General features: G+C 55.7%; 19 protein-coding genes. 5 read left to right on the top strand and 14 right to left on the bottom strand.

Going from position 1 to position 25,501, the window contains the following annotated elements:
• Positions 1–17 precede the first annotated feature (17 nt).
• From ACZ5CE_RS03125 to ovoA, 5 genes are all read right to left on the bottom strand, one after another.
• A complete protein-coding gene (locus tag ACZ5CE_RS03125) occupies positions 18–2,255 on the bottom strand; it encodes a cyanophycin synthetase (protein ID WP_464576285.1) in 2,238 nt (745 codons plus the stop codon).
• A gap of 570 nt (positions 2,256–2,825) precedes the next feature.
• A complete protein-coding gene (locus ACZ5CE_RS03120; protein WP_464576284.1) occupies positions 2,826–3,299 on the bottom strand; it encodes a cyanophycin metabolism-associated DUF1854 family protein in 474 nt (157 codons plus the stop codon).
• Positions 3,292–5,631 (bottom strand): cyanophycin metabolism-associated ABC transporter, encoded by a 2,340-nt coding sequence (locus ACZ5CE_RS03115; protein WP_464577405.1) that lies wholly within the window; start codon positions 5,629–5,631, stop codon positions 3,292–3,294. Before ACZ5CE_RS03115 ends, ACZ5CE_RS03120 begins: the two co-directional genes overlap by 8 nt.
• Positions 5,632–5,998: 367 nt before the next feature.
• Positions 5,999–7,228: a MalY/PatB family protein gene (locus tag ACZ5CE_RS03110; RefSeq protein ID WP_464576283.1), complete on the bottom strand. Its 1,230-nt coding sequence runs from the start codon at positions 7,226–7,228 to the stop codon at positions 5,999–6,001.
• Entirely contained in the window at positions 7,225–9,339 is a 2,115-nt protein-coding gene (gene ovoA, locus ACZ5CE_RS03105; RefSeq protein WP_464577403.1) for a 5-histidylcysteine sulfoxide synthase, read from the bottom strand. Before ovoA ends, ACZ5CE_RS03110 begins: the two co-directional genes overlap by 4 nt.
• Positions 9,340–10,226: 887 nt before the next feature.
• On the opposite strand from ovoA, the gene ACZ5CE_RS03100 reads away from it, so the two are divergent.
• Together ACZ5CE_RS03100 and ACZ5CE_RS03095 are read left to right on the top strand one after the other, a co-directional pair.
• Positions 10,227–10,778, top strand: a complete 552-nt coding sequence (locus ACZ5CE_RS03100) for a Slp family lipoprotein (RefSeq protein ID WP_464576282.1) — start codon at positions 10,227–10,229, stop codon at positions 10,776–10,778.
• A 160-nt stretch (positions 10,779–10,938) separates the two neighbouring features.
• Positions 10,939–12,186, top strand: coding sequence for a hypothetical protein (locus tag ACZ5CE_RS03095; RefSeq protein WP_464576281.1), 1,248 nt, complete (start codon positions 10,939–10,941; stop codon positions 12,184–12,186).
• Between the two features lie 281 nt (positions 12,187–12,467).
• On the opposite strand, the gene ACZ5CE_RS03090 is transcribed toward ACZ5CE_RS03095, so the two are convergent.
• The 9 genes from ACZ5CE_RS03090 to ACZ5CE_RS03050 all read right to left on the bottom strand — a co-directional run bounded on the left by ACZ5CE_RS03090 (position 12,468) and on the right by ACZ5CE_RS03050 (position 21,888).
• Entirely contained in the window at positions 12,468–12,857 is a 390-nt protein-coding gene (locus ACZ5CE_RS03090; RefSeq protein ID WP_464576280.1) for a TIR domain-containing protein, read from the bottom strand.
• A 94-nt stretch (positions 12,858–12,951) separates the two neighbouring features.
• Entirely contained in the window at positions 12,952–13,347 is a 396-nt protein-coding gene (locus ACZ5CE_RS03085) for a RidA family protein (RefSeq protein ID WP_464576279.1), read from the bottom strand.
• 87 nt (positions 13,348–13,434) lie between these two features.
• Complete coding sequence (locus tag ACZ5CE_RS03080; protein WP_464576278.1) at positions 13,435–13,875, bottom strand: hypothetical protein; 441 nt, start codon at positions 13,873–13,875, stop codon at positions 13,435–13,437.
• Between the two features lie 249 nt (positions 13,876–14,124).
• Positions 14,125–16,509 carry a sucrose synthase gene (locus tag ACZ5CE_RS03075; protein ID WP_464576277.1) on the bottom strand — a complete coding sequence of 795 codons (2,385 nt, stop codon included), beginning with the start codon at positions 16,507–16,509 and terminating at the stop codon, positions 14,125–14,127.
• A complete protein-coding gene (locus tag ACZ5CE_RS03070) occupies positions 16,493–18,661 on the bottom strand; it encodes an HAD-IIB family hydrolase (protein ID WP_464576276.1) in 2,169 nt (722 codons plus the stop codon). The genes ACZ5CE_RS03075 and ACZ5CE_RS03070 overlap by 17 nt, the downstream gene beginning before the upstream one ends.
• On the bottom strand, positions 18,654–19,568 hold the full coding sequence (locus tag ACZ5CE_RS03065) for a carbohydrate kinase family protein (RefSeq protein ID WP_464576275.1): 915 nt from the start codon (positions 19,566–19,568) through the stop codon (positions 18,654–18,656). Before ACZ5CE_RS03065 ends, ACZ5CE_RS03070 begins: the two co-directional genes overlap by 8 nt.
• A gap of 252 nt (positions 19,569–19,820) precedes the next feature.
• Complete coding sequence (gene ubiE / locus ACZ5CE_RS03060) at positions 19,821–20,552, bottom strand: bifunctional demethylmenaquinone methyltransferase/2-methoxy-6-polyprenyl-1,4-benzoquinol methylase UbiE (protein ID WP_464576274.1); 732 nt, start codon at positions 20,550–20,552, stop codon at positions 19,821–19,823.
• Positions 20,553–20,621: 69 nt separating this feature from the next.
• The gene (locus ACZ5CE_RS03055; RefSeq protein ID WP_464576273.1) at positions 20,622–21,038 is read right to left on the bottom strand and encodes a gamma-butyrobetaine hydroxylase family protein; all 417 of its coding nucleotides are present in this window, start codon (positions 21,036–21,038) and stop codon (positions 20,622–20,624) included.
• 340 nt (positions 21,039–21,378) lie between these two features.
• Positions 21,379–21,888, bottom strand: coding sequence for a DUF1269 domain-containing protein (locus ACZ5CE_RS03050; protein ID WP_464577401.1), 510 nt, complete (start codon positions 21,886–21,888; stop codon positions 21,379–21,381).
• A gap of 322 nt (positions 21,889–22,210) precedes the next feature.
• Between ACZ5CE_RS03050 and ACZ5CE_RS03045 the strand changes: the two genes are divergently transcribed.
• The 3 genes from ACZ5CE_RS03045 to prfB all read left to right on the top strand — a co-directional run bounded on the left by ACZ5CE_RS03045 (position 22,211) and on the right by prfB (position 25,499).
• Positions 22,211–23,329 carry an S-(hydroxymethyl)glutathione dehydrogenase/class III alcohol dehydrogenase gene (locus tag ACZ5CE_RS03045; RefSeq protein ID WP_464576272.1) on the top strand — a complete coding sequence of 373 codons (1,119 nt, stop codon included), beginning with the start codon at positions 22,211–22,213 and terminating at the stop codon, positions 23,327–23,329.
• A gap of 31 nt (positions 23,330–23,360) precedes the next feature.
• Positions 23,361–24,287 (top strand): S-formylglutathione hydrolase, encoded by a 927-nt coding sequence (gene fghA / locus ACZ5CE_RS03040; RefSeq protein ID WP_464576271.1) that lies wholly within the window; start codon positions 23,361–23,363, stop codon positions 24,285–24,287.
• Positions 24,288–24,394: 107 nt separating this feature from the next.
• Positions 24,395–25,499, top strand: a protein-coding gene (gene prfB / locus ACZ5CE_RS03035) for a peptide chain release factor 2 (protein ID WP_464576270.1) whose coding sequence is annotated in 2 segments (ribosomal slippage) — positions 24,395–24,475 and positions 24,477–25,499 — 1,104 coding nt in all. Because the reading frame shifts where the segments join, the coding sequence is not laid out codon by codon here.
• Positions 25,500–25,501: the final 2 nt, after the last annotated feature.

Genomic DNA, 25,501 nt, shown 5'->3' with positions numbered 1-25,501 from the left:
GGTAAAAGGTTTTCCGGCTATTCCACTTCCAGTAGAGGAAGGCTGATTCCCTCGCGAATCATGGCGGGTGCGAGGCCAAGCGCCCAGGAAGCAGCCACCGCAGCCAGAATGTTCTCGACTTCCATCGCCCTTCCCCTGCCATCAATCCAGCCAATCTCATCAAGCTTCGCGAGCGCCACCTCATCGAAACCCGTTACCAGGAGGATTGCCCGGTCGCGGATGAGGACGGCCCGCTTGCCCTGCACAGAGCCTATTCCCCTTGTGCCCTGGCTGCGATGGGTCTTGATGACGTCAATATCCGGGTCCGTGCTGAAATAAATGATCTCGCCGTTACACAGCGCGGCCATCTCGACAAGCAGCGGCTCCCTCGCATTGAGCACCGCCGCGCCGGTTGGCAGAACCACATCGACTTGCGTGCGAAAGATAGTGAAAACCTGCTCCGGCGTCCGGATATCATCGCGTCCATAATGCCGGTGCGGCTCAACGTTGGTTACCACACCGACCTGGCACCAGTCATAGGCCAGGCCCTCTTTCAGGATGCTGTCCCCGCCATTTTCGCAAACAGCGGCCTCGATGGATCGGTTTATCAAAATATGGTTGGCGGCCTTCCAGTTGGCATGATCGCCCTTGTAGATCTGCTTGCGGTCAAGATAAAAACCATCGCTGCAGGCAAGGCCGGTATGCTTTCCCGCTAAATCCAGCAGCCGGGTAACGAGATGCGCAACCGCGGTTTTGCCGGAGCTGCCGGTAATGCCTACAACTGGTATCCGACCGTCATCCCGATTGGGAAATAGGTGATCCACGATCGCAGCACCGACCGGCCGCGGCGTGCCAACCGCGGGCTTGATATGCATCAACAAGCTGGGCCCGGCATTGACCTCGACGATAGCACCACCCTGCTCGGCTAGCGGCTGGGCAATATCCCTGACCACAAGATCGATGCCAGCGATATCGAGCCCTATGATGCGAGCGGCGAGCGACGCGGTGGCCGCAGTGCCCGGATTCACCAAATCGGTGACATCGAAAGCATGGTTGCCATTGCGCTGCACCAAAACTTCCCGCCCGGAACAAGGTATCGAGTCGGCTGCCAGGCCCTGGCGCGCCAATTCCATTGTCGTCACGCCATCAATATTGATCAAATTGAGCGGATGGTCTTCGGTGTCTCCCCTGCGGGGATCCGAGTTGATCTGCTTCGTGATCAGCTCTCTGATGGATAATTTCCCGTCGCCAACGACGGATACCGAATCTCCGCGGTTGGCAGCCACCAGCCGCCCTCCCACTACCAGAAGGCGATGTTCGGTCCCGGGAACGAAACGCTCGACCAATACCCCGCTGCCCTGGCTCAACGCGGCGCTATAGGCAGACTCGACCTCCTCGCGCCGGGTCAGCTCGATGAAAACGCCGCGTCCATGATTGCCATCGCAAGGCTTGATGACGACAGGCAATCCAATCTCCTGCGCGGCTTGCCAGGCATCCGATGCGCTTTCGACGATGCGGCCTTCCGGAACAGGAACGCCACACGATTGAAGCAGCGTTTTTGTCAGATCCTTGTCACGCGAGATGCTTTCCGCAATTGCCGGAGTGCGGTCGGTTTCAGCGGTCCAGATGCGGTGGCTGCGCGCACCGTAGCCGAGTTGAACGAGATTTCCCTTTCCAAGAAGGCGAATAGCGGGAATATTGCGGTTGGCCGCGGCATCGACGATACATGCGGTGGAGGGCCCTAGCCAGAGCGCGTCGACCATATCCCGCAAGCGCGCAATCACGCCTGCGACATCATAGGGTTTGCGGGAACGCGTCTGGTCCATTGCGGCAAGCACGAGTTCACGCGCGGCAAACAGCGCATTACGGGCAATATCTTCATGCCAGGCGCTGACTATGACCTTGTAAACTCCCCGGGAAGAAGTTTCGCGCGCTCTGCCGAAACCGCCGGGCATACCGGCCAGATTTTGCAGCTCCAGCGTCACGTGCTCAAGAATGTGACCCGGCCAGGTCCCTTCCTTGACGCGGCGCAGAAAGCCGCCGCGTTCCTCATAACTGCAGCGGTGCTCGATCAGCGAGGGAAGCCAGGCGGATAGCCTTTCATAAAAACCGGGAATCGTATCGGAAGGAAAATCTTCGAGGTCGCCGATATCGATGAGCGCCTCGAGCACTGGACGCCAGGTCCAGATGCTGGGACCATTCAAATGGCGGATCTCAAGAAACTTGATGTCTTTTTCACTGACGGAGTCGATATCGACGTTTGCGCTGGCCAGCATATATTGGACTCAGGAGTAATCGAACCCGGACTAACGCGGCGTACATGAAATCGGTTTACAGCTCAAGCCATTAAATTTACCGAATTTTCGAGATGCCAGGCCAAACAAACCCCTGATTGTCTTATGTTTGATGAACTTCCCCCGTTGCCTGGAACAGCACACCCTCAAGAGCAAATACAGCTAAGCACGTCTCGTGCCATGAGAAACTCCCATTAAAATACAGAGCGTTATATAAATATTAATCAGATCTGGATAAATGAAATGTCGCCATTTGCTGACATTTTCGCCGTAATATAACTCAACATATTGATATTAAAATAGTTTTTCTGTCTCTTGATGACAACAGGGTGATAACCTTCCATGCATTGTGGAAGAGAAAAGGCCAGATTGGACGCCTGAAGCTGAGTTAGGCAAGTGTGGATTATTACCGTTTGTAAAACCCAGGAATGCGCTTGAATAACCCTTCCAAGGCTCGACGAAAGGGCGTGGCGACAGGAGATAGGAGAAAAACAACGCGGCGATACGGAGGACAAAGGCGGGAGAAATCCGCGCCTGTTTCAAAGACCGTTTTTAAAGAAAACGATCCAGAATTTTGCGGCTTGGGTGATCGAGTCCAAAGCGGTCCCGGATAAGATAGTACACGCCATGGCTATCGGTAATCAGCAGCTCCGCAGGGGTCAGCCGGCGAATATCCTCTTCACCCTTGAGAATAAAAGACGTGTCGCCGCGGTCCGTCTCCACCTGCCAGGTGCTTGGGGTGGCGAAACTGGAAGCACTGCGAATCCGCAGGATCTCGGGGACAAACTCGCGGCTTGCCAGTTCAGCCTCTATGATCATGCGCAATTCATCCGGAAGCCCGCCTAACTGCTCGATCCAGGCCAATTCATGGCCATGCTGATCCACAAGCGCAATGGCGTGCTCCGGAGCGGTAATCGGAAACGCGCGCACCGGAACTATCCCCTCATGCACTTCGCCATTCTGGCTGGTAAATATAAGGCGTCCGAACGCATCGCGGCTTAACTGATAAGGAGGCCTGTCAGCCATTTGCGACTGCCCTCGACTTCGGCTCGACGACTGGCCGGCGCAGCATATTGTCTTCCGTATCCACGTTGCGCGCCTGCGCCTGATAAAGGCGGAAATAATGGCCTTCGTGCGCCATCAGGGTATCGTGATTGCCGATCTCGACTATCGTTCCACGATCGAGCACGACCAGCCGGTTGGCATGCTGCAGAGTGGATAAACGATGAGCGATCGCGATTGTCGTACGGCCCCGCACCAGGTTTTCCAATGCTCTCTGGATTTCCTTCTCGGTGGTGGTATCGACAGAGGAAGTCGCCTCGTCGAGGATCAGAATGCGGGGATCGATAAGCAGTGCACGTGCAATCGAGATGCGTTGCCGCTCGCCGCCCGAAAGACCCTGTCCGCGCTCACCCACCAGGGAGTCATAGCCATGGGGCAGGCGCAGGATGAATTCGTGCGCATGCGCGGCGCGGGCTGCGCCGACGATCTCATCGCGGGTCGCAGCAGGCTTGCCATAGGCGATATTCTCCGCAATCGTTCCGAAGAACAGGAAAGGTTCCTGAAGCACGAGTCCGATATGCTTTCGATATTCAGCCACCGGCAGCGCGCGAATATCGGTGCCATCCAGCAAAATGATTCCTTCCGTAACATCATAGAACCGGCAGATCAGATTGACGAGGGTACTCTTGCCCGAACCGCTGTGGCCCACCAGACCGATCATTTCTCCGGGTTCGATGGTGATATTGATGTTACGTGTCACGCTGCGTGTCCCATAGCGGAACCCAACGTCGCACAATTCGATCCGGCCGGTGACCTCCGGCAAATGAACGGGCCGGACAGGCTCGGGAACGCTGGAAACGTGATCGAGAATTTCAAAAATCCGCTTGGTGCCGGCAGCAGCTTTCTGCGTGAATGAAACGATGCGGCTCATCGAATCGAGCCTCAGATAGAACCGGCTGATATAGGTGAGGAAGGCGGTCAGGACACCCACCGAAATCTGATCCTTCGAAACTTGCCAAATGCCGAACACCCATACCACGAGCAGACCAATCTCGGTAAGCAGCGTAACAGTGGGCGTAAATAACGACCAGACCTTGTTAACCCGGTCATTCACCTCCAGATTCCGGTCATTTGCCGCACGGAAACGCGCAGCCTCGCGCTTCTCCTGTGCAAACGCCTTGACTACCCGTATACCGGGAATGGTATCCGCCAGCACACTGGTGACTTCCGCCCATACGCGATCGACTTTTTCGAATCCGGTTCGCAATCTGTCGCGCACCAGGTGGATCAACCAGGCGATCACGGGCAGCGGCACCAGGGTTACCAGTGCAAGCCAGGGATTGATCGAGACAAGGATGACTACCGTCATGCCAATCATCAAAACGTCGGTAGCGAAATCAAGCAGGTGCAGTGACAGGAAAACATTGAGGCGGTCGGTTTCCGACCCGATGCGCGCCATCAGGTCTCCCGTGCGCTTTCCGCCAAAGTAGGCATGTGAAAGCTTGAGGAGATGTTCATAGGTAGCAGTGCGCAGGTCGGCGCCGATGCGCTCTGAAATGCGCGCCAGCATATAGGTTCGTGCCCAGCCCAGCGCCCACGCCAATATCGCGGCGCCAAGCAGGCCGGTCAGATAAAACGTGACCAGATCGAAGTCGATGGGTTTGCCGTTCTGATAGGGAATCAATACATTGTCCATCAGCGGCATCGTCATGTATGGCGGAACCAGTGCCGCGCCCGTGCTGCCCAGCGTGAGGAGGAAGCCGGCAAATAACCGCCACTTGTATGGTTTTGCAAAACGCCATAAGCGGAGCAGCGTCCAGGTAGAAGGAGGAATGCTCATGTCTCTTTTACACGCTGCGCACTCTTCCTCTCCCGGCAATAATGGCATATCGAGCACGCGCTCACATTTCGGGCACTGCGCCAGCTCGGGCAAGGCGAGCGAATCCTCGGATCGAGCGTGGAATTGCTGGGTAAAGCGCTCTACCAGGCGCCCCGCCGGCATGTCGTGAGCAAGCGTGTAGCGCCAGCGCGCGAGCAGCGCCTCCTCATCGAGAAGATCGAGCGCACCCACTCCGGAATGGTCATGCCGTTCCAGTCTCAGGCTGATGCGGCAGGGCCAGTCATGCCATATCGCGCTTCCTCCTTCTCTGGCCAATAAGCGCTTGGTAGTGACTACTACGAAACCGGATGAAAAATGCAGCCGGTCATCCAGATCGGTTTCCAGCCAGGCCAGTACATTCTCGCCATCGGCAAGCTGCGACTCAACCTGCCTCTTCCATGCTGATGGCACAGGGGGAGATGAAATAGCGGGAGAGGCGCTGGTTGGTGGCAAGGCTGAGAGCTGGGAGTCTGTCATCATTGAACCTGAATCCGTAGTTGACTGCTCTTTTTTAGTTTAGAACCAATGATCCACAAAGACTTTCGCGATACTCGACGTTCACCTGCGTGGTGAGTTCGCCACATCAATACGAGAAGATACTGCGCACCAGCCAGGAACCGGCAACAATCCTTCCACGTCAAGGGGCCCTGATTCGACTGAACGGGCGGAGCCCGCTATAAGGGCGCTGGCGGCATGTTCAGGAGCTTGTCCAGGTCCCGGAAAACCTGTGTATCGCGCCGGCTGAGGAAAATGTAAGGAATTTTAGCGCAGCCGCTGCTTCTCCGCCTCCATGATTTGAGATGACACAAGCGGGACGCGACTGGATTTCTATTTCAGGCGTTTGCTACGGTGAAGAGTTGTTTTTGCTCACACGGCGTTCCGCATTTTTAATGTTGGCGAGAGCTGTTTCGATCACCTTGCGGGGCGCGCCGATATTCATGCGCATGAACCCGCTGCCTGCCTCCCCGAATAATGTGCCGGGGCTCATGCCCACACCCGCCTGGTGCACAAAAAAATGCCGGAGTTGCACATCGTCCATTCCCAGCCTGGCCTTGAGCGCCTTGCAGTCGAGCCATAACAGATAAGTGCCTTCCGGTTCGATGAGCCGGATATCGGGCATATCGGTCAACAGGATCTGCCGCACCGCATCCCGTGTTTTTCTCAAATAGATCAGCAACTCGTCCAACCAGGCCTCGCCAGCGCGATATGCTGATTCGAACGCCACGATGCTGAAGGGATTGGCTGCGCTGACGTGTACTTCGTCGAATGTCCGCGTAAGCGACCTCCGGCATTCCAGGTCCGGCACGATCAGAACGGATAAATTCAATCCCGGTATGTTGAATGTCTTGCTCGGCGCAGTCGCGGTAATGATAACCACTCCGGCCGATGCTGATGCTTCCGCGAGCGTGGAAAGAGGCACATGCTTCTGGCCGGGGTAAACCAGGTCGGAATGAATCTCATCGGAGAATACGATCAGCTCATATTTTCGGGCAATCTGGACGACTTTCTCCAGTTCTTCCCTGCTCCATACTCTCCCGACAGGATTATGTGGAGAGCACAACAGCAGGAGGCGGGCACGCGAAGCGCAATGCTCCAGATGATCGAAATCAATTTCATACCGCTTGCCGCACAGGCGTAGCGGGTTGAGCACCAGTTGCCTGTTCGTGCCGGTCACAGCGGAAAAGAACGGAAAATATACCGGTGGCTGCACTATCACCGACTCTCCGGGAGCGGTAAAGGCGGTGACCGCTGCGTGGATCGAAGGCACCACGCCCGGGCACATCATGATCCATTCGCGCTGCACCTCCCAGCCGTGACGCCGCCTCAGCCAGCCCGCCAGGGAATCATACAGGCTTTCCGGATATATCGTATAGCCGTATATAGGGTGCGCCGCGCGCAGGGAGAGAGCCTGTGTCACAGCAGGAGGTGCGGCAAAATCCATGTCCGCTACCCATAAGGGGATGACGTCCGCGGCACCAAACAGGTTTACGCGACCATCATATTTCAGCGCGGCGGTATCGCGGCGGTCAATCTCGTTATCGAAGTCATGCCTGGGAACAGGGCTGTCACTCAAGCCACCCGCTCCCAGATAGTAACTTCCGACAGCGTGTGCTGGAATTTACGCCGGGTTTCCCGGATTACGAAAGGCACCTGCCGCGGTCCCTGGATCAGTTTGAAATGCTCGCCGAGAATGCCCTTCAGACCATCGAGCGTACCGAAGCTTTCGCCATCGCGCTTGAACCCGCCGATCCACAAATCCCGCTTCGTATGCTCCTCCAGCCAGGTATAGGGAGAAGCGATCAACAAAAGACCGCCGGGGTTAAGACGCGCATGGATCGAGGCAAGCAGTTTGGCCGGGTCGTAAAGCCGGTCGATCAGATTCGCGGCAAGGATCAAATCGTATCCACTGAACAACGGTTTGAGGTTGCAGGCATCGCCCTGGTAAAACTGTACCTTATCCTTCACCTTGTCCAGCCCGAGGCCCGTCAACGTACGCTCCCTGTACAATACAAGTTCTCCCTCATCCGCGAGCGTATAGCGCAATACGCCCTGCCGCGCGAGCTGCACCCCCTGCCCGATGAAGCGCGCGGAAAAATCGATTCCGGTGACATTATCGAAATGGCGTGCAAGCTCAAAAGTGGCACGGCCGGATGCGCAGCCCAGATCCAGCGCGGTACGCGCGGGCTTGCCCTCCATCGCGGCTATGGCCAGTTCGGCCAATGCTTTCGGGAAATTGGGCACATCGAAATAGATGTCTCCGTAATGAAATTCCGCATACTCGGAGAGCAGCTTGTCGGTTTCATAGTGGGAGCCGTGCTGGGCCGGCGGAGCATCCGCCACCACATAGCGAAAACCCGCATGCTGGAAGAAATGCCGGCGGAAAGCATAGCGTGCGCTCTTCAGCGACTCATTCCCGCATGAAATCCATGATCCGCCCTTCATGAGATTATGCCGGCCATCGAAGGTCGGGGTCGTGAAATCGTCGTAATGCGGATGAATATCGAAGCCCTCGAACGGATAGATCGGGGTCTCGGTCCATTGCCAGACGTTGCCAACCACGTCGTAAAACTGGCCCTGGACAAATTCATTGACGGGGTGGGTGGAGGCGCCATGGTCGAGATGAATATTCGCCGCTGTCGAAGAGGAGTGAGGCACCTCGGACAGGCCTGCCACCTCATAGAGCCGATACCATTCGTCTTCCGTGGGCAATCTGAATGGCTGCCCGGTCGCTGCCGCTTTCCAGTTACAGAAGGCTTTAGCCTCATGATAGTTGACTTCTACCGGCCAGTCCCAGGGCATGGATATTTCCTCCGTCATGAGACGCAGTCGCCAGCTGGCGCCCTGCCTGATCCAGAAAGTAGGGTATTGCGCGCGGGTATGATGAAGCCAGGCACGGCCCTCTTCTTCCCAGAAATCGTCTCTTCCGTAGCCGTTCCCCTCAACGAAAGAAAGGAATTCCTGGTTGCTCACGAGGTACTTCCCCGCCTGAAATGCGGAAACTTGAGCGATACGGCTGCCGTACTCGTTATCCCACCCATAGGTCAGATCGGTTTTGCTCTTCCCGAGTTGCACATTGCCTTCCGGCACATCGATCAGCTGGTTCTGGGGCGCCGGCCCGGATTTCCTGCAAGGCTCCCAGGCCGGATGGGATAGGACGAATTCCAGCGCATGCTGCCGGATCAGCACGGATGATGTTTCCAGATGAATGCGTTCATGTTCTATACCCATCATGATAGTCCACCACGGACTGTCCCAGCCGATAGGCAGAGTCAGCGGAGTCTCGCTGATCAACTTGTCAACCAGCCGGCGTATGGTCTTCCGGTAGGCGCGCACTTCGTCGATTGCCGGCCAGTCGTAATGAGTAGTATTCAGATCGTCCCAGCTCATCTCATCGACGCCAACCGCGAACATCGCCTCCATCTTGGGATTTATCCGCTCCGTAATCAGTCCTGCAAGCAATAATTTGTTGGTATAAAAAGTCGAGGTATGGCCAAGATAAAAAATGAGGGGGTGACGCAGGGGAATAGGCTTTTTATAGTACGCTTCCTCTCCCTGAAGCGTTTCGAAAAGCTGCTCATAGCAATCGAGGGTCGCATGAAAATAATTCCGGATCTCTTCGCGCTTCGCTTCCGCGTCGCGTCCGGAAAGCACGGGTGTCCGGGGGAAAAGCTGCGGGGATATCATGCGCAGCCTGGGATTATTTCCGGCGGTTTGCTGATCTGGCGTGGAGGTTTTTCTTGCATTCAAATTCATATTGAACCCTCGAGTGCGAATTGCCTGAAAGGAAATGCAAACGGATGTGCAAGCAAAGGATAAACCCCTTGCGTTTCTTGGTCGTTAAACCCATTCGATTTTTTCTATTATGGGAAAAGTCGGTGCACCTCAGGCATTAGCCTCAGGTATTACGAAGCGGCCAAGGCACGTTAACTCAATAACCAAGCTGCTTTCTGTCTTTCGCATTCGATTGAGATGCGGGGAGCGAGTTCCCTTTTAGTCGTTCAATTTACCACATTCAGCATCATTTTATGGTTTTAGTTGCCGCTTCCATTTCCTGATGTCAATGCATGAAACGCGCCGGTTTGCCAGCATAGGCCTGGTTACCAGGCGAAGGCAGCCCCTGAGGCCAAGCCACTGTGGTAGCGCAATATAGAGCCTGCAGCTTTTTTGCGCAAGTAGCCGCCCCCTAGGGGGTAAGTGCCAATATTCATGGGTGGCGATGGGGAGAAAACTTATTCAACGGCGGATTGCAGGACATGGCCTTCAGCTTCACGTGGCGACGGGCGGTACTGGCCGCCACTTATCCGGCTCCATGGTTTCCCCGAAAACTGGGTACGGAACGAAGCTCCGGACAAGGTGAATGGGCATACTGGTCGATTTTCTGAAGGTCCAAACATGCAATAGGATATCTTTCCCCCTTATCCTGGAATCAGGATCTGCTATAAATGTCTTATAGGATGACTGCTCGTATCAGATACGCGGTCCCGGCTTCTCGATAATCGCGGCAAAAAAACGGATAGTGAATATCGCCTGATCTTTACTTTGGAGTCACCATTGCTTAATAGGGGAAAAATATGAGATCTTGTCTGCTATTGGGATGTTTGTTGCTGGCCGGCTGTGCGGGATTGCCATCGGCAGTCAAGGATGTGCCCGTGGCAGAGCTATCTTACAGCCAGGCAAGCCAGAACCCCGAAAACTACAAAGATGTATCGGTACGCTGGGGCGGCACCATCATCGACGTGGACAACGAGCAGGATTTCACTCTCGTGCAAGTGCTTTCCCATCCCCTCAATTATTACGGGCGGCCGCAAACGGACAAGCCGAGCGAAGGGCGGTTCGTCATCAAAAGCAATGAGTTCCTCGATCCTGCCGTTTATGCCAAAGACAAGGAAATTACGGTTGCGGGAACGTTGCAAGGAGAGATCGAGCGCACGATAGGCAAGAAAAAAGTACGTTTGCCATTGCTGATGTCAATAGCTACCTATTTATGGCCTGTCTATCAAAATTATCCCTATTATGGATATGGATATCCGGGTTTCGGGGGTTACGGCTTTTCTCCCTATTTTGGTTACGGCTACTATGGAAGCCCGTTTTACTGGGGAGGATATTACAGGCCATACTGGTAGAAAACAGCAACCGAGACAGCCTTTTACCCTCCAACCACCCTGAATCAGCCCACTGCCATCTAAAGTATCTCGCAAGTGGTGGGTTGTTTGAGTTGTTTGCATTGGCCTGAAAAATGTAATGCTTTTTCAGGCTGCCGGATCAACCTACACGCGGATCGTTATGCGCAAACTCGCGCTTGTTGTTACGGCATCGTTTCTCGCTCTCCCCCTGGCCCTTCTAACCCTGCTGTTTCTAGCCATTGAAGACCATCCCCGCATAGACCGCAAGGTCATTTTAACGCCCGAGCATATCGCGCGGGCCAAGCATATCGTCGATGCCCATCGGGCCCAGGCACGTCCAGGCATGCTCGTCATGATCAAAGTAAGGGCTTCGGACGTCGATCTCGCTGCGAACTATCTCGCGAACCGGTTTGCCAAGGGCAGCGCTCAGGTAGCGCTCGCCGACCGGCGCGCCGATGTCCACTTGAGCCTTCCCCTGAAATATGCACCCGGTGCTTATTTGAATATCGAGGCTGCACTGATCGAAACGCGTGATCTGCCACAGCCTCGTTCAGTACGCATCGGAAAACTCCCGCTGCCCGATGCGCTTTCCGGATTACTTGAATCCCAGCTCATGCGCTGGCTAAGGCACAATCCCGAATATCGGGCCGGATTGGACTCTGTTCGTCTGATTAAAATATCTCCGGAGCAGCTAAGCTTTCTCTATCGTTGGGAAGGAGGCTTTTCCCGGAAATTCCGGGTTTCGGTGATGGACAAGGAGGAGCGTGAACGGCTGCTTCGCTACCAAACGCTATTGGCGCAAAACAGCAAGCGATTTTCCGGACAGACGCCCCTTTCGCAAGTGCTGCCCTCGCTGGCGAGACAGGCCATCAGGCAATCAAAAGCCGGAGATGCTGCTGCAGAGAACCGCGCCTTGATCCTGGCCACGACATTTTATGTCCTTGGCGTATCATTGGAGCAGCTTCTTCCTGAAGCCGGCGCCTGGCCTCGTCCCGTTCCCCGGGTAATTACCATTGACGGACGCGACGACTTTGCAAAACATTTCATGATATCGGCCGCGATCGCCGCCTATGCCGATACTGCCCTTGCGGATGCAATCGGCTTATATAAGGAAATCGAGGATTCCCGTTCGGGAAGTGGCTTCTCCTTCAACGACCTGGCCGCAGACCGGGCAGGCACCAGATTCGGCGAAAAATCCGTGGCAAGCGAGGATAACGCACAAAAACTTCAACGTCGCATGGCTTCAGGCTTGGTAGATTCGGATCTGATGCCGGCCTGGTCCGACCTGCCGGAATTCATGCCGGAAGCGGAATTCAAGCGGCGCTTCGGCGGCATCGATGCCCCGGCTTATCAAAGAATGATGCAAAAAATCGAGCAACGCGTTGCCGCCCTGTCCGTGCTTCACTGAAACCATGCATGATCGGCTTTACCGAATTAAGGAAACACTGAACAAATCTCCACTGGCGCGACGGCGGCATTGCGGGGCCCCTCGTGCCACACTCTGGGGAGCCACTGCGTTGCGCTCCTTGGCATCGTAGTCCAAGCTGCGACCTTTGTCGCGCGCCTTATGATTATCCCGATTTTACCAGCAACGCGCTCAGCGAGGATTTGTTCAGCGTTTCCCTAACGCCTTAAGCCGTCCTGATCGTTGCTACGGAGTCAGCAGTCTTGCGTCAATACTGCGTTGCGTTATAGCCTGTTAAGGAATGTCGAAATCGTGGGCCAGGTCCAGGCATCGATCTCGCGATCCCCCACCGGGTCGGGTAGCTTGGAGGGCAGCTTTTCTGCATCCCCATGAATCAGGAGTACGGGCATTCTACCCTCGTAAGCACAGCGTATCTCCCAGAGTTGGCCGTCCGCCCTGACGACATTTTTGGTTATAAGGGCAATCACTCCATCGCATCCCGTAACCTTGGTCCTGCACTCGTCCTTCCAGGCAGGTTCCCACGACTGCTTGACCGGCATGTCGACGAAGGTAAAACCCGTTTGCTCTTTGTTTAATTGCTCAAGCAATTGATCGCGCAGCTGGATATCCCGAAGCGCGAAGCTGATAAAAACGGTATTGGTTTTTGCAGCCATGCATACCCCCTGAAATCAGTTAATTTATTGTTCGCAAGACGGTCGCGTTGTCTATCCGTTCAGCGCTTCTTTAAATACAAGCCTGAACTCCTGCTCAGCCGGCTTTGCCGCCACCCCGCTTGGCCGTTACCTGAATTTCAATCCGCATGCGAGGATCCGATAAACCTGCCGACAGCATCATGGCCGCTGGCCTGATCTCTCCCAGGTATTTCCGGAATGTGGGCCAGCAACGCTGAAAATCCGAAGCATCGGGCAATACATAGATCACGCGGACAATATCCTCCAAGTCGGCGCCCGCCTTGTGCAAGGCTCCGCGGATATTTTTGAAACACTGCTCCGCCTGGTCTATCAGATCATCCGATATCGTCATGTTGCCATAATCAAAACCCGTGGTTCCGGAGACAAAAATCCACTCACCCTCGACTACCGCCCGCGAGTACCCGATCTCATGCTCGAACGTGGAGCCTGAGCTTATCAGTTGACGAGCCATGCAATGCCTCCGCGACGATATTATTTAATTTATATGGGCCAATGCCAGGTCAAAAAAGGCCGTGGCGAAGATTACGATTGGGCAAGGCTAGTGCGAAAAACACTGGTTCTTATCCGATACGACCGTGCAGGCGTACCGCATCTCCTGGACACCTCCCGCACGATTGAATACGTATTCCGCCCTCATCCCCTTGAATTGGGCGTCGGTGAATGAAATCGCATGAGGAACGAGCCGTTCCTCGTTCCAGAACCTCACCCTGCAGAAATCCACCTCTGTCCTGCAGATCTTGCTCAGCGCCGCGCCATATACCGCCTTATCCATGTCCCGTTTACTATCTATCAGGACCATATGAATGTAATTTTTCGATGTCCCAAGCTGGATGGACCGGACAAGACGCCATCCATCGCCGTGAAGGCTCGATTGCGGTTCGGGTTTTTGTGGCTGTGACTCAGGTTGCTGCAGCGATGCAGATATCGGCCATGAAAAAATGAACCCCACTAACCCTGCGGTAATAATCCTGATACTCACGCTCACAACGGCTCCTTGCTGTTTCCCTTGGCTTCCCTGATGCAAACTCCTGCCGCTCTCATGGATAAACCGTTGTCATTACCGGCAGGACAGCCATTCTATCAACAAAAAAAGTCATCAACAAGGGAACGCCTGAACAAGTCCGCGCGAACGCGACCGCAGCCCTGCGGGATGGGATGCGCATGAAGCGGCGGCGCGAAATGCGAATGGGCGGCGCCTGGCGCAGGCGCCACCCTCCCCCGCTTCATATTAATGGGGCACGTGTTCCGCCAGGGGACGGAATTGCAGATGGTAAAACATGCTAAGGTACCTCGCCGTCTCTTCGTGCTCCAGGTTGCTGACAAACTTCCAGAAACCATAGATGCGGGATAAAGTCATCATGCGCTCCGCATAGAGCCGCCATGTATAGCGGGACTCCACCCTTTTCAAGGCCATTTCGGATATCTGGTTCCACACTCCCGGATCCCGTGCCGAGCGTTCGAAAAAATCCGCCATCCGGGCCGCCGCCGCCGCCCCATCGTTGGGATCGAAATGATAGCCCGAGACGCCATGCTGTATGATTTCCCGCGGACCGCCATAGCATGTTGCGAATACGGGAAGGCCTGAAGCCATTGCTTCGATAATGGTCAATCCAAATGCCTCGAAACGCGCAGGCTGAACAAAAATACCGCGATGGTCCGCCACGTACCGGTACAATTCGCCGGCAAGATTCTTTTCCAGCCGGGTGCCAAGCCAGCGCATCCGCCCCTCCAACTGGTATTCGTTCATGATGGCGTGCATATGCTCGATTTCGGCACGCTCCTCGCCGTCGCTCGACGAGGCCGGGTCGATATGCCCTCCTATTATCAGCAGATTGGCCACACCCGAAAAACGCTGGCACTGCCCGAACCAGGCCGCGAGTGAAGTGAGATTCTTCACCAGATCGAGCCGCGCCATGGAAAAAATGAGTGGCTTGGCAGGATCATCAAAATGGCCGCGGTACGGCACGCCCGGATTGGCCTCGTATAGAAGGCGCTCGATATCCGGCAACAGGAAGTTCAGGCGGCGCTCCCGATCGAGATATGAAAAATACACTTCGGCGTCCGCCCCCGGCGAGACAATATTGAATTTTGGGTCGAACAGATCGATGCCGTTCACCACCCTGTATAAACCCGGCATGGTAAAGTTCTGGTAGGTTTCATATTGGCCAACCGTGTGATTGGTGCCGGCAATCTCCTGATAGGTGCTGGTAATGATAAAGTCGGCGCTGTTCATTGCGATGAGATCCGCCGTGTACTGGCAATTGAAATGGTATTGCGCTTCGCTTTCGCGCCAGTGCAAGGCGGAATGAAGATATTTGCTTTGCTCCAGCGCATGCGCGATGTTGCATTGGGTGACTCCGATGTGTTTTGAAATGAGGGAAGCAACCAGGTTGCCATCCGAATAATTTCCGATCACCAGATCCGGTCGGCCGCTCAACTGCGCCAGCGCCTCGCGTTCGACATCTATGGCAAAATTCTCCAGGTATGGCCAGATCTCGAACCGGGATATCCAATGACGGATGACTTCGCCATTTGCTTTCCTGAAAGGCACACGGACAATCCAGGAATTCTGGGTTCCATGCACCTTTTCCAGCGGATGATTGCACAGCGTTTCTCCTGCATCCGGTATCAGTCGCGTACAGATCAGGATTTTTGGCTGTGCAACGATGCCTTGCAACACCAGGCGCTCGGTCATTTCTCTTTCCAGCGCTCTCACCTGATCCAGAATATACACAACCTGGCCTCCGGTATCCGGCAACCCCAGCACGTTGTCCTGCCCAAAAAAACCGTGCGGGGATAGGATCAGCAGTTTTGAAATCATCGGGATGCGTGCAAGGAATTTCTCGAGCATTTCCGGCGATGGCGCCTCAAGAATGTCTACCAGCAAACTCATCGTTTCGCTTACCCGCTGCGCGCAATCGCCCCATCCGGGGGCGAAGCCCAATCCGCTCAGGGGTTCCGCTATGGTCTGCCAGGGCGCGTCGGGAGGATGGCGATCCAGTATGCCAAGCGCCCGATGCAAGCCGTTGCGCAACGCGGCAACATCGGCAAAGTTCCCACTGAGCATCAGGTGCTGGCCGTCCATGCTGTGCATGGTCAGAAAATGCAGCAGTTTGACCGTGCCCAGCCCGGATTGTGTAAACAGCGTGCCGGCGAGTTGCTTATTCAGGAAAATCACTCCCTGGCCGATGGACCGAATCTCCTTGAGTCTTGGAAAATTGCGATTGAACGGCGCAAAATCCAGCTCCAGGACCGGCTCATTTGCGTCTTCAGGACACACGAGCAATTCCTTGAACGCCAGGTAATCGGAAACGCTGACATCTTCGGATACAAGGTGCTGCTGATGAATACGCAGGAAATGCCAGCGGCCGGCGCCCTCGCGCAAAGCCAGGTAAATCAGCGGCGGGCGGCAGACGGCTTCCTGCAGCAAATCGACAAGCTCATGCAATGGTGTTCCAGACAGGACATGGCCGTGCTCCTCGTCCAGCGCATCGAAAACCGTGCGCAAATCGGAGCGCAGCAACAGTGGACGCTCCAGATCGAACCACTTGCATAAAAGCGCATATAGATCGCTACGGTGATCCATAACCCAGGCATCAATTTTTGAGATCATTCGCGGCCTCCGGAATAGATACGCCAAATGCGTAATGCATCATGCCCTCTGCAATGCCATCAGCATAGGAAGCGCGGGCAAAGTAAATCTGTTCATTCCCCTTCAGGCTTGCAAGCTCGGGGCTATGATTGGCCACGACCACGCCAAGCGTATCCCCTACCAGCATTTCATGGTCGTTCCCGGAATCACCCGCAACCAGAAAGGCGCGCAGCGGCAATCCCCACTTATAGGCAAGGTAGCGTATCGCCCGGCCCTTTGAAGCGCGCATGGGCAAAATGTCGAGGTATGCCTGGCGCGAATAGATCAGGTGCGCAGACAGATCCCGCTCCTTCAGCAAAGCGCGGATTTTCGGTATTGGAGGCAGTCGGTCAGGATCGACGTTATAGCTCAGCTTGAATTCCCGCTGGTTTTCCGGTGATTGCAGGATGAGCCCCGGCACTTCGCGAAGCGCCTCTTCCACCGCATCCCGCCGCCACGAATACTTGATGAAATTCTGCCACCCGATATCCGGACGGAGTCCAGGACCATAATTGATTTCGCTACCGACGGCCGTAATCAATACGTCCGGTAGCGGGACGTTCCACTCCTTCAAAATCCTCAGCGCGCTTTCCAGGGTACGTCCGGTTGCAACTCCCAGGCCCAGGCTGGGGGGAGTCGTCTTGAATGTGGCGAGAAACCGGCGCAAGGCGGCGCGATCGCCGAGAAGCGTATTGTCGATATCGGTTACGAGCATTTGCGACACCAGCGGCAGGGGCTGGCGCTGCGGCTTGTGGTATATGACCATCGTCCGCCTGATCTGCTTGCGCTGCTGATGCAGCAGGCGAGCCAGGACACGCAGGTAGTGCCTGACATGGGCATCCCAGGTATAGTGATTTTTAACTCCGGCAATTCCGTTGCGCGCCCATTGCTGCCACCGGCCAGGATCAGCCAGCGCATACTCCATTCCTCCGGCAATGGCGCCGGTATCCAGCGGATTGACCAGCACACCGTTTTTGCAGTGCGCAATGATGTCGCGCGGCCCCCCCTCTTCGGTTGCAACAATGGGAAGTCCGCTGGCCGCGGCCTCGATCAGGGTGAGCCCGAATGGTTCGGTGAGAGCCGGATTGATGAATATTCCCTTGCGCCGGGCTGCGAGCCTGTAAAGCCCCGGCACATCGGAAGACTGGTGCTGCTTGGGTATGGCGACCTTCCCCCATAAATCATAGCGGTCAATATCCAGCAACAGATTCGTCATCACCTCGGTCTGGGCCGGATCCAGTTCGCGTATATCGTCCCGATTGCCCGCTACAATGGCAAGGTTGGCCTGTTCGTGCAACGCGGGAGCGCTTCCAAACGCCGTAACCAGCGCGCTCAGATTCTTCCGCATTTCGGGACGGCAAATGGACAGAATGAGCGGTTTTCGCGGCTTCGTCAGAAAACGGTCGATCAGACCCGCCACCTCCGGTTCGTCCGATTTATGCCGGCCGGGTGGAGCAAACCGCGAAATATCGGTCCCTGGCGGAATGACCACGGCACGCTCAGGATGATAGTTGGCATATAAGCCGTATTGCTCCGTGCTCTCCTGCGGCGTGCTCGTGATGATGAGGCTGGCATGCTGCAGCAGAGCCTCCTCGGCGGCGATCCGCCGGCGAAAGCTGAATTGACGCTCCAGCGCCTGTGCTTTACGACCCTGCGCCAGCAACCGCTGTTCCTTGCTGCGTCCGAGGGAATGTCCGGTATGAATCTGGGGAATGCCCAGCAACTGCGAAAGCTGCATTCCGACGTATCCGGCATCGGCGTAATGACTATGTATCACATCCGGCAGACGCTTCTGCTCGCGGAGGAAAAGAAGCACACGATCCACAAGCTGATCGAGATAGGGCCACAGGCTCTCCTTGCGCAAGTACCGCCGCGGCCCGCAACGCAGGCGGATAATCCGCGCACGGCTGCCGAGCGCCTCTTCCGGACGGGAATATTCTTCCGACACGCCGGGATCTTCTATGAGCCGTGTCAGCAAATCCACCTTGCCCACCTGGCGCTGGCGCGCAAGCGATCGCGCCAGTTCCACCACATAGAGGATCTGGCCGCCGGTGTCGGCATCACGCCCGAGCTCCAGGTTATCAGTGCGGATGAGACCGTGCAGGCTGAGCATCAGCACGTATAGCTCACTCATGGGCTTCCAGCCACTCATTCAGGAATGGCCTGTAAAACTCCTCATCCTCAGGGATTGCGCCGCGTATCTGGCAGATAGCTGCGGCAAAACGATGTGCTCGCTGCAACGCAAGGGGTATTTTCCATTCACGAAGCAGCCCCACGATGAAGACGGCGGAGAAAGCGTCACCCGCGCCTACCGTGTCCCGGATATGGGGAACCGGGTCGCTTTCCATTTCCACGAATCGCCCGGAATCATCCAGCCAGGACGCTCCCTTTGCCCCCATTGTTATCAGAACGCCCCGCAATCCATATTGGTTCAGCAAGGCTTCGGCCCGGGCATGAGTGGAGCCCGATTGCAGGTTAAGCATTTCATTCATGGCTTCGAGTTCCGTATCGTTGGCCTTGACAATGTCGGCATGCTGCAGCAGCCATTCCACACGATCAGGATAGATCCACGGATCGCGCAGATTGACGTCAAAAAAACGGCGTCCATGGACTGCGCGCAATATATGGCGCAAGGCTCGATGCGAATGTGCGCGCTGTGCCAGGGTGCCGAAGTAAAGCAGATCGGGATTCGCGGCAAGGGCGGCAATTCGGGATAAGCGGGGATGGATATGATCATAAGCCTGATCGGGGAGAATATCAAACCGGTGGCCTTGAGAATCAAACTTCACTTCCACCGCGCCGGTAGGATGAGTGGAATCGAGTTGCACCCCATGGCCGGGCAGCTTCGCGCTTTCGAGCGCTTGCAGAATGCGCCTGCCCGCATTGTCCTGCCCAATGCGGGTAATCAGAACCGGCTTGCAGCCGAAAGCTGCCAGGTGGCGCGCCACATTGAACGGCGCACCTCCCAAAACCTCGCCTTCAGGAAACCGGTCTACGAGAATTTCGCCAAACAAGAGTACAGCTTGGCGGGCGACAGTCATCGTCTGCCCCTTGAAGAAAATTTATTTGCGAAGCGGAAAAGAACCGGATATGCGAATGAATAGGGTAATGATAAATTTATCGGGGTGCGCGATTATGTGCGATAACGTACATAAAGCCCCCGCTGAATTTCTATTCCGCCCGGGTTGAAGTTTAAAGTCATGCTGGAAAAGCCTTTCCTCCGGGTACGCCCGCTATCGCTGCCAAGCCGAACATTGCCGGCCGGGCCTGGGCACGCGCCGCAAAAACCCTGCTCAGAATTTGTAGCCGCGGTGCAGCGCCACCACGCTGGCCGATAGATTGAAATATTGCACCCGCTCGAATCCCGCATCTTCCATCATGCGCTTCAACTCTTCCTGGGATGGGTGCATGCGTATGGATTCAGCCAGATAACGGTAACTATCCGGGTCGCTTGCCACGAGCTTCCCCATCGCGGGCAGGACTTTGAACGAGTAGGTGTCGTAAAAACGCCGTAAGGGTTTCCATACCGCGGAGAATTCCAGGACGACGACACATCCGCCGGGGCGCAGCACGCGCAGCATTTCTCTTAACGCAGCATCCTTGTGCGTCATGTTGCGCAGGCCGAAGGCGACATTGGCGCAATCAAAATAATTGTCGGGAAAAGGCAATTTTTCGGCATCGCATTGCGCCACCGGCACTCCCACACCCTGATCGAGCAGCCTGTCCCTCCCTATTGTGAGCATGGAATTATTGATATCGGTGAGCCAGATCTCCCCGCCGCTTCCCACCCGTTCCAGGAACAATGTGCTCAGGTCAGCCGTGCCGCCGGCGATGTCGAGTACCCGATCACCCTCGCCGACACCGCTTGCCTGTACAGCAAACCGCTTCCACAAACGGTGCATGCCTCCCGACATGAGGTCATTCATCAGGTTGTACCGCTCGGCTACCGAGTCGAACACGCCTGCAACCTTACGGGCTTTCTCCGCTTCGGGAATGGTGTTGAAGCCAAAATGTGTTGTTTTCATGAATTTTGAACTGGAATAAAAGGAAGCCTACAGGAAGAGAACGGATGCGGTCCCTCGACCCCCGGACCACTATTTTTCCCTGCCTCTGCCGCCAAAACTACTTGGGTCATTTGCTTTGGTCCGGCTGGCGCCCGCTTCTTCCAGGCGCCGCAGGTATCGCTCCCACATCTCGTCTTGGTGGATACCGTATCGGTAGAGCAAATCCCAGGAATAAAGCCCGGTATTATGGCCATCGGTGAAGTTCAGCTGGATGGCGTAGCTGCCCACGGGTTCCACGTGATTGATGCTGACGCCTTCCTTTCCTGTCTGGAGCACTTCCTGTCCCGGAGAATGGCCGCGCACTTCCGCCGATGGCGAATGAACACGCAGAAACTCGCAGGAAAGGCGGAAGGTCTTGCCATCCGCAAAAGAAATTTCCAGTAATCGGGATTTTCGATGTAATTTTATTTCAGTAGGTGCGGGCGTATCTTCACGTAATCCAGCCATGGCGCCTTTCCTCAAGGAATCGCGCATGATAAACCACTAGGGAAGCCCTGAACAAGTCTTCGCTGGCGCGATGGCGGCTTTGTGGGATGGGATGCGCGAAAGGCGACGACGCGAGACCGCGGAGGGCGAAGCAAGCAGTATCTTCCGAAGAAGGTGCGGCCCCAAGCGGGCTGTTGGGGACGCGACAATATCTCGACGCGGTCTCCTGCATCCCCTCCGCTGCCCGATCCCCGCTCCGCGAGGCCGCTTCATGAAACAATTCGATGTTCTCCCCCATGGGTTGAATGGGTGAAACAGGAAACGTTTCAGGCCGTCTCCATGAGGGAGCCTTTTGACTCCATCAAGGAAATGCCGGGATTATCGGTTCCGTTCCCTCGATCACCGCTTCCGGGAGGTGTAACTTTACCAGTTCCTCGATTTCATCGACCCGCCCTTTCGGCACGTCCGCGAGAACCAGTAGTTGCCCCGATTCGATTGCCGTCTCGAACTGCTTGATCCTCGAATTGGCGGTACTTACCCCTATGAGGCTGCCTGCCCACGCGCCGACACCCGCTCCCGCGAGCGCGCTCCCCAGGAGCACCCCGCCTGCAATCACGGTCGAGGCGGGAGGAAGAGCGATGGCGACCAATCCGGCAAGCGCGCCGGCTGATCCGCCCAGCGCCAGCCCACGTTCCACCGCGGGGACGAAATCGGTTTTTTGAAACAACGTGGCTTCGGGCAAATCCTCCAGCTCCGTACCGCGTTTTGCGATCACATGGATATGCCGTTCCTCTATGCGGGCGAGCAGCAATTCGTCGACAATACGTTTTGCAATTGGGATGTTGGGAACAAGAAAGTAGATTCGTCGCATCATGATCTCCTTAAAATTGTTAATCACTACACGCGCAGATTCGATTGCCCTCGCTTGTATAATAGGACGGCTGATATCAAAAAGCAACGCAACGGCTTTTGTTGCCTGGATTGAAAAACCGGTATGCTGTACGTTATCCGGACGACTCCAAAGACGGTATTCGAATGGCCGATTCCGGCAAAGTCCGTTGATCGAACCGCATTGTCCGGCGCGTCGTTGGGAACGGCTTTGGAAACGAACAACGGAGGCGGAATTGAGTTGATGAGCCGGGTGCCGGAACGGGTACAGGATTATATTGAAAACCAGGGAAAGGAATGAGGGGATGATCAAGACACGTGCAGCAGTAGCCTGGGCTCCAGGGCAACCCTTGCGTATCGAGAAAGTTGATCTTCTGCCGCCACAGCGGGGGGAGGTGCTCGTGCGCATCGTTGCCACCGGTGTATGTCATACCGATGCATTCACGCTTTCCGGCGAGGATCCGGAAGGCAAGTTTCCGGCAATTCTCGGCCATGAAGGCGGGGGCATCGTCGAAGCGTTGGGAGAAGGCGTTTCCAGTGTGCAGGTTGGCGACCATGTGATACCGCTCTACACGCCCGAATGCCGTGAGTGCAAATTTTGCAAATCCGGCAAAACCAACCTCTGCCAGGCCATTCGGGCAACGCAGGGCCAGGGATTGATGCCCGACGGGACGACACGCTTTTTTAAGGACGGGAAACCCATCTATCATTATATGGGAACGTCCACCTTCTCCGAATATACCGTAATACCCGAAATCTCACTTGCCAGGATCAGCAAGGAAGCGCCTCTGGAGAAAGTTTGCCTGCTCGGCTGCGGCGTGACCACTGGGCTGGGTGCGGTCGCCAACACCGCGAAAGTGCAGGAAGGCAATACGGTGGCTGTTTTTGGCCTCGGCGGGATCGGGCTGGCCGTAATCATCGGCGCGGCCATTGCCAGGGCCGGACGCATTATCGCGATCGATCTCAATCCGGGGAAGTTCGAGATTGCCCGGCAACTGGGAGCAACCGATGTGGTCAATCCCAGGGATTACGACAAGCCGGTCCAGGATGTCATCGTTGAAATGACGGGTGGCGGGGTGGATTTCTCCTTTGAATGCATCGGCAATGTCAAGGTGATGCGCTCGGCACTGGAATGCTGCCACAAGGGCTGGGGGGAATCCGTGATCATTGGTGTTGCCGGGGCCGGCGAAGAGATCTGCACACGGCCATTCCAGCTCGTGACCGGGCGTGTCTGGCGCGGATCTGCTTTCGGTGGAGTCAAAGGCCGCACCGAACTGCCGGGTTACGTGGAACGCTATCTCAAGGGGGAATTCGAGCTCGATACATTCATCACCCATACCATGGGGTTGAGTGATATCAATAGAGCGTTTGACCTGATGCACGAAGGCAAATCCATCCGCACGGTCATCCATTACGCCCAATGAACCGCAAGTTCACGCATGGGCCCGCGAATCATTGCAACGCGGAATCGCTTGTCCCGCGCAGGAAACCGGGGATATCGCTATTTTGAAGCTGCTCTCATCCCATTGCTTGTTTGAGGGACTGCAGCAACGGTACTGCCATTACTCTCGGACCTTGGGTTGCGAGATGAATTTTTCCATTTATCTCCCGCCCACTGCGTTCAATGCATCCCGCGCACCGCGCATGGATGGCCCCGAGAAATTTCCAGCGATCTATTGGTTGTCCGGACTCACCTGTACAGATGAAAATTTCACGCTCAAAGCAGGCGCCCAAAGGACGGCGGCGGAGCTCGGCATTGTGCTGGTCATTCCAGACACAAGTCCGCGGGGAGAAGGCGTGGCGGCATCCCCCGATGCCGCGTACGATCTGGGGTTGGGCGCTGGTTTCTACGTGAACGCCACCCAGGCTCCCTGGAGCCGCAACTATCAAATGTACGATTATATTGTCGATGAGCTGCCGGCACTGATCGAGCAGAATTTTGCCGTCGGTGATGTACGAGCCATTTCCGGACATTCCATGGGTGGGCATGGCGCGCTGGTAATCGCTTTACGCAATCCACGGCGCTACAGTTCGGTCTCCGCGTTTTCGCCTATCGCAAACCCTATCGCCAGCTCATGGGGCAGGAAGGCATTTACGCATTATCTGGGAAATGATGAAAAGTGCTGGCAGAATTATGATGCCACGTTATTGATCGAATCCTCGCGGCCCTCCGAGCATTTGCCCCTGCTGGTCGACCAGGGGGATGCGGATGAATTCCTGCCCGGGCAATTGAAGATCGAACGCCTCATCGCCGCCTGTGAGGCAGCGAATTACGGGGCAAGGATCACCATGCGCCAAGGCTACGATCACAGCTATTTTTTTATAAGCACATTCATCGAAAATCATCTGCGCTTCCATCACAATGCATTCAGGAACTTTTAGTCTCGCCAGTTGAGACTTGTTCGGGGGCTCCTCATATCCTGATGCGTTCACAGCGGGAGGAAGCCATTCCGCTTCCTGTATAATCCAAGCTTTTGGAAACGACTTTCATGGAAGCGGAACAGCTTAACGCCATTGCTCACCAACTCGCCGGCCTCGACAATCGAACGGCAGAGTTGCGGAGGTATCTTTGACTTCGATGCCAAGCAAACGCGTCTGAATGAACTGACACGACTGACGGAAGACCCGGCGATCTGGGATGACAACAAACGCGCCCAGGAACTGGGCCGTGAAAAAAAGATGCTGGAAGACGTCGTTGTCACACTCGGGTCGCTCGACCGCCAATTGCATGATGCACGCGATCTATTTCAGATGGCGAGAGAAGAGGATGACGATGCCACGATCGAGAGTGTTGGCACGGATATCGCCGAGCTGGAAAAAATCGTGGACCGCATGGAATTCCGCCGCATGTTTTCCAATGCGATGGATCCCAATAACTGCTTCGTCGATATCCAGGCGGGATCGGGTGGCACCGAGGCGCAGGACTGGGCGGAAATGCTGGAACGCATGTATCTTCACTACTGCGAGCGGCGCGGTTATGCCGTGGAGGTCCTGGAAGAGTCACCGGGGGAAGTAGCCGGCATCAAGAGCGCCAGCCTGAAAATATCAGGGGAGTACGCCTACGGCTATCTCCGTACCGAAACCGGCGTGCATCGATTGGTGCGTAAGTCGCCCTTTGACTCAGGCAATCGCCGCCATACCTCTTTTGCCAGCGTATTCGTCTACCCCGAAGTGGATGAGACGATAGAAATAGAAATCAATCCCGCGGATTTGCGCGTGGACACTTTCCGTGCCTCCGGCGCGGGTGGTCAGCACATCAATAAAACGGATTCGGCTATACGCATTACCCATAATCCCACCGGTATCGTAGTGCAATGCCAGAGCGGACGCTCGCAGCATCGTAATCGCGCGGACGCGATGGCCATGCTGAAATCGCGCTTGTACGAAGCGGAATTGCGCAAGCGCAACGACGAAAAGCAGGCGATAGAAGACAGCAAAACCGATATCGGCTGGGGGCACCAGATTCGCTCCTATGTGCTGGATCAATCCCGCATCAAGGATCTGCGCACGGGAATCGAAAGCGGCAATACTCAGGCGGTACTCGACGGCGGCCTGGATGAATTCATCGAGGCAAGCTTGAAACAAGGGGTCTGACA

Source organism: Nitrosospira sp. TNL200, from assembly GCF_055386305.1.
This window is presented reverse-complemented; position numbering and strand designations above follow the sequence as displayed.

Excerpts from the sequence above, each read along its gene's own strand:
- ACZ5CE_RS03100 (WP_464576282.1), top strand. The coding sequence starts at position 10,227 with ATGAGATCTTGTCTGCTATTGGGATGTTTGTTGCTGGCCGGCTGTGCG.
- ubiE (WP_464576274.1), bottom strand. The coding sequence starts at position 20,552 with ATGAAAACAACACATTTTGGCTTCAACACCATTCCCGAAGCGGAGAAA.
- ACZ5CE_RS03055 (WP_464576273.1), bottom strand. The coding sequence starts at position 21,038 with ATGGCTGGATTACGTGAAGATACGCCCGCACCTACTGAAATAAAATTA.
- ACZ5CE_RS03050 (WP_464577401.1), bottom strand. The coding sequence starts at position 21,888 with ATGCGACGAATCTACTTTCTTGTTCCCAACATCCCAATTGCAAAACGT.
- ACZ5CE_RS03125 (WP_464576285.1), bottom strand. The coding sequence starts at position 2,255 with ATGCTGGCCAGCGCAAACGTCGATATCGACTCCGTCAGTGAAAAAGAC.
- ACZ5CE_RS03120 (WP_464576284.1), bottom strand. The coding sequence starts at position 3,299 with ATGGCTGACAGGCCTCCTTATCAGTTAAGCCGCGATGCGTTCGGACGC.
- ACZ5CE_RS03065 (WP_464576275.1), bottom strand. The coding sequence starts at position 19,568 with ATGACTGTCGCCCGCCAAGCTGTACTCTTGTTTGGCGAAATTCTCGTA.
- ACZ5CE_RS03085 (WP_464576279.1), bottom strand. The coding sequence starts at position 13,347 with ATGGCTCGTCAACTGATAAGCTCAGGCTCCACGTTCGAGCATGAGATC.
- ACZ5CE_RS03115 (WP_464577405.1), bottom strand. The coding sequence starts at position 5,631 with ATGACAGACTCCCAGCTCTCAGCCTTGCCACCAACCAGCGCCTCTCCC.
- ovoA (WP_464577403.1), bottom strand. The coding sequence starts at position 9,339 with ATGATATCCCCGCAGCTTTTCCCCCGGACACCCGTGCTTTCCGGACGC.
- ACZ5CE_RS03090 (WP_464576280.1), bottom strand. The coding sequence starts at position 12,857 with ATGGCTGCAAAAACCAATACCGTTTTTATCAGCTTCGCGCTTCGGGAT.
- ACZ5CE_RS03045 (WP_464576272.1), top strand. The coding sequence starts at position 22,211 with ATGATCAAGACACGTGCAGCAGTAGCCTGGGCTCCAGGGCAACCCTTG.
- ACZ5CE_RS03070 (WP_464576276.1), bottom strand. The coding sequence starts at position 18,661 with ATGAGTGAGCTATACGTGCTGATGCTCAGCCTGCACGGTCTCATCCGC.
- ACZ5CE_RS03075 (WP_464576277.1), bottom strand. The coding sequence starts at position 16,509 with ATGATCTCAAAAATTGATGCCTGGGTTATGGATCACCGTAGCGATCTA.
- ACZ5CE_RS03095 (WP_464576281.1), top strand. The coding sequence starts at position 10,939 with ATGCGCAAACTCGCGCTTGTTGTTACGGCATCGTTTCTCGCTCTCCCC.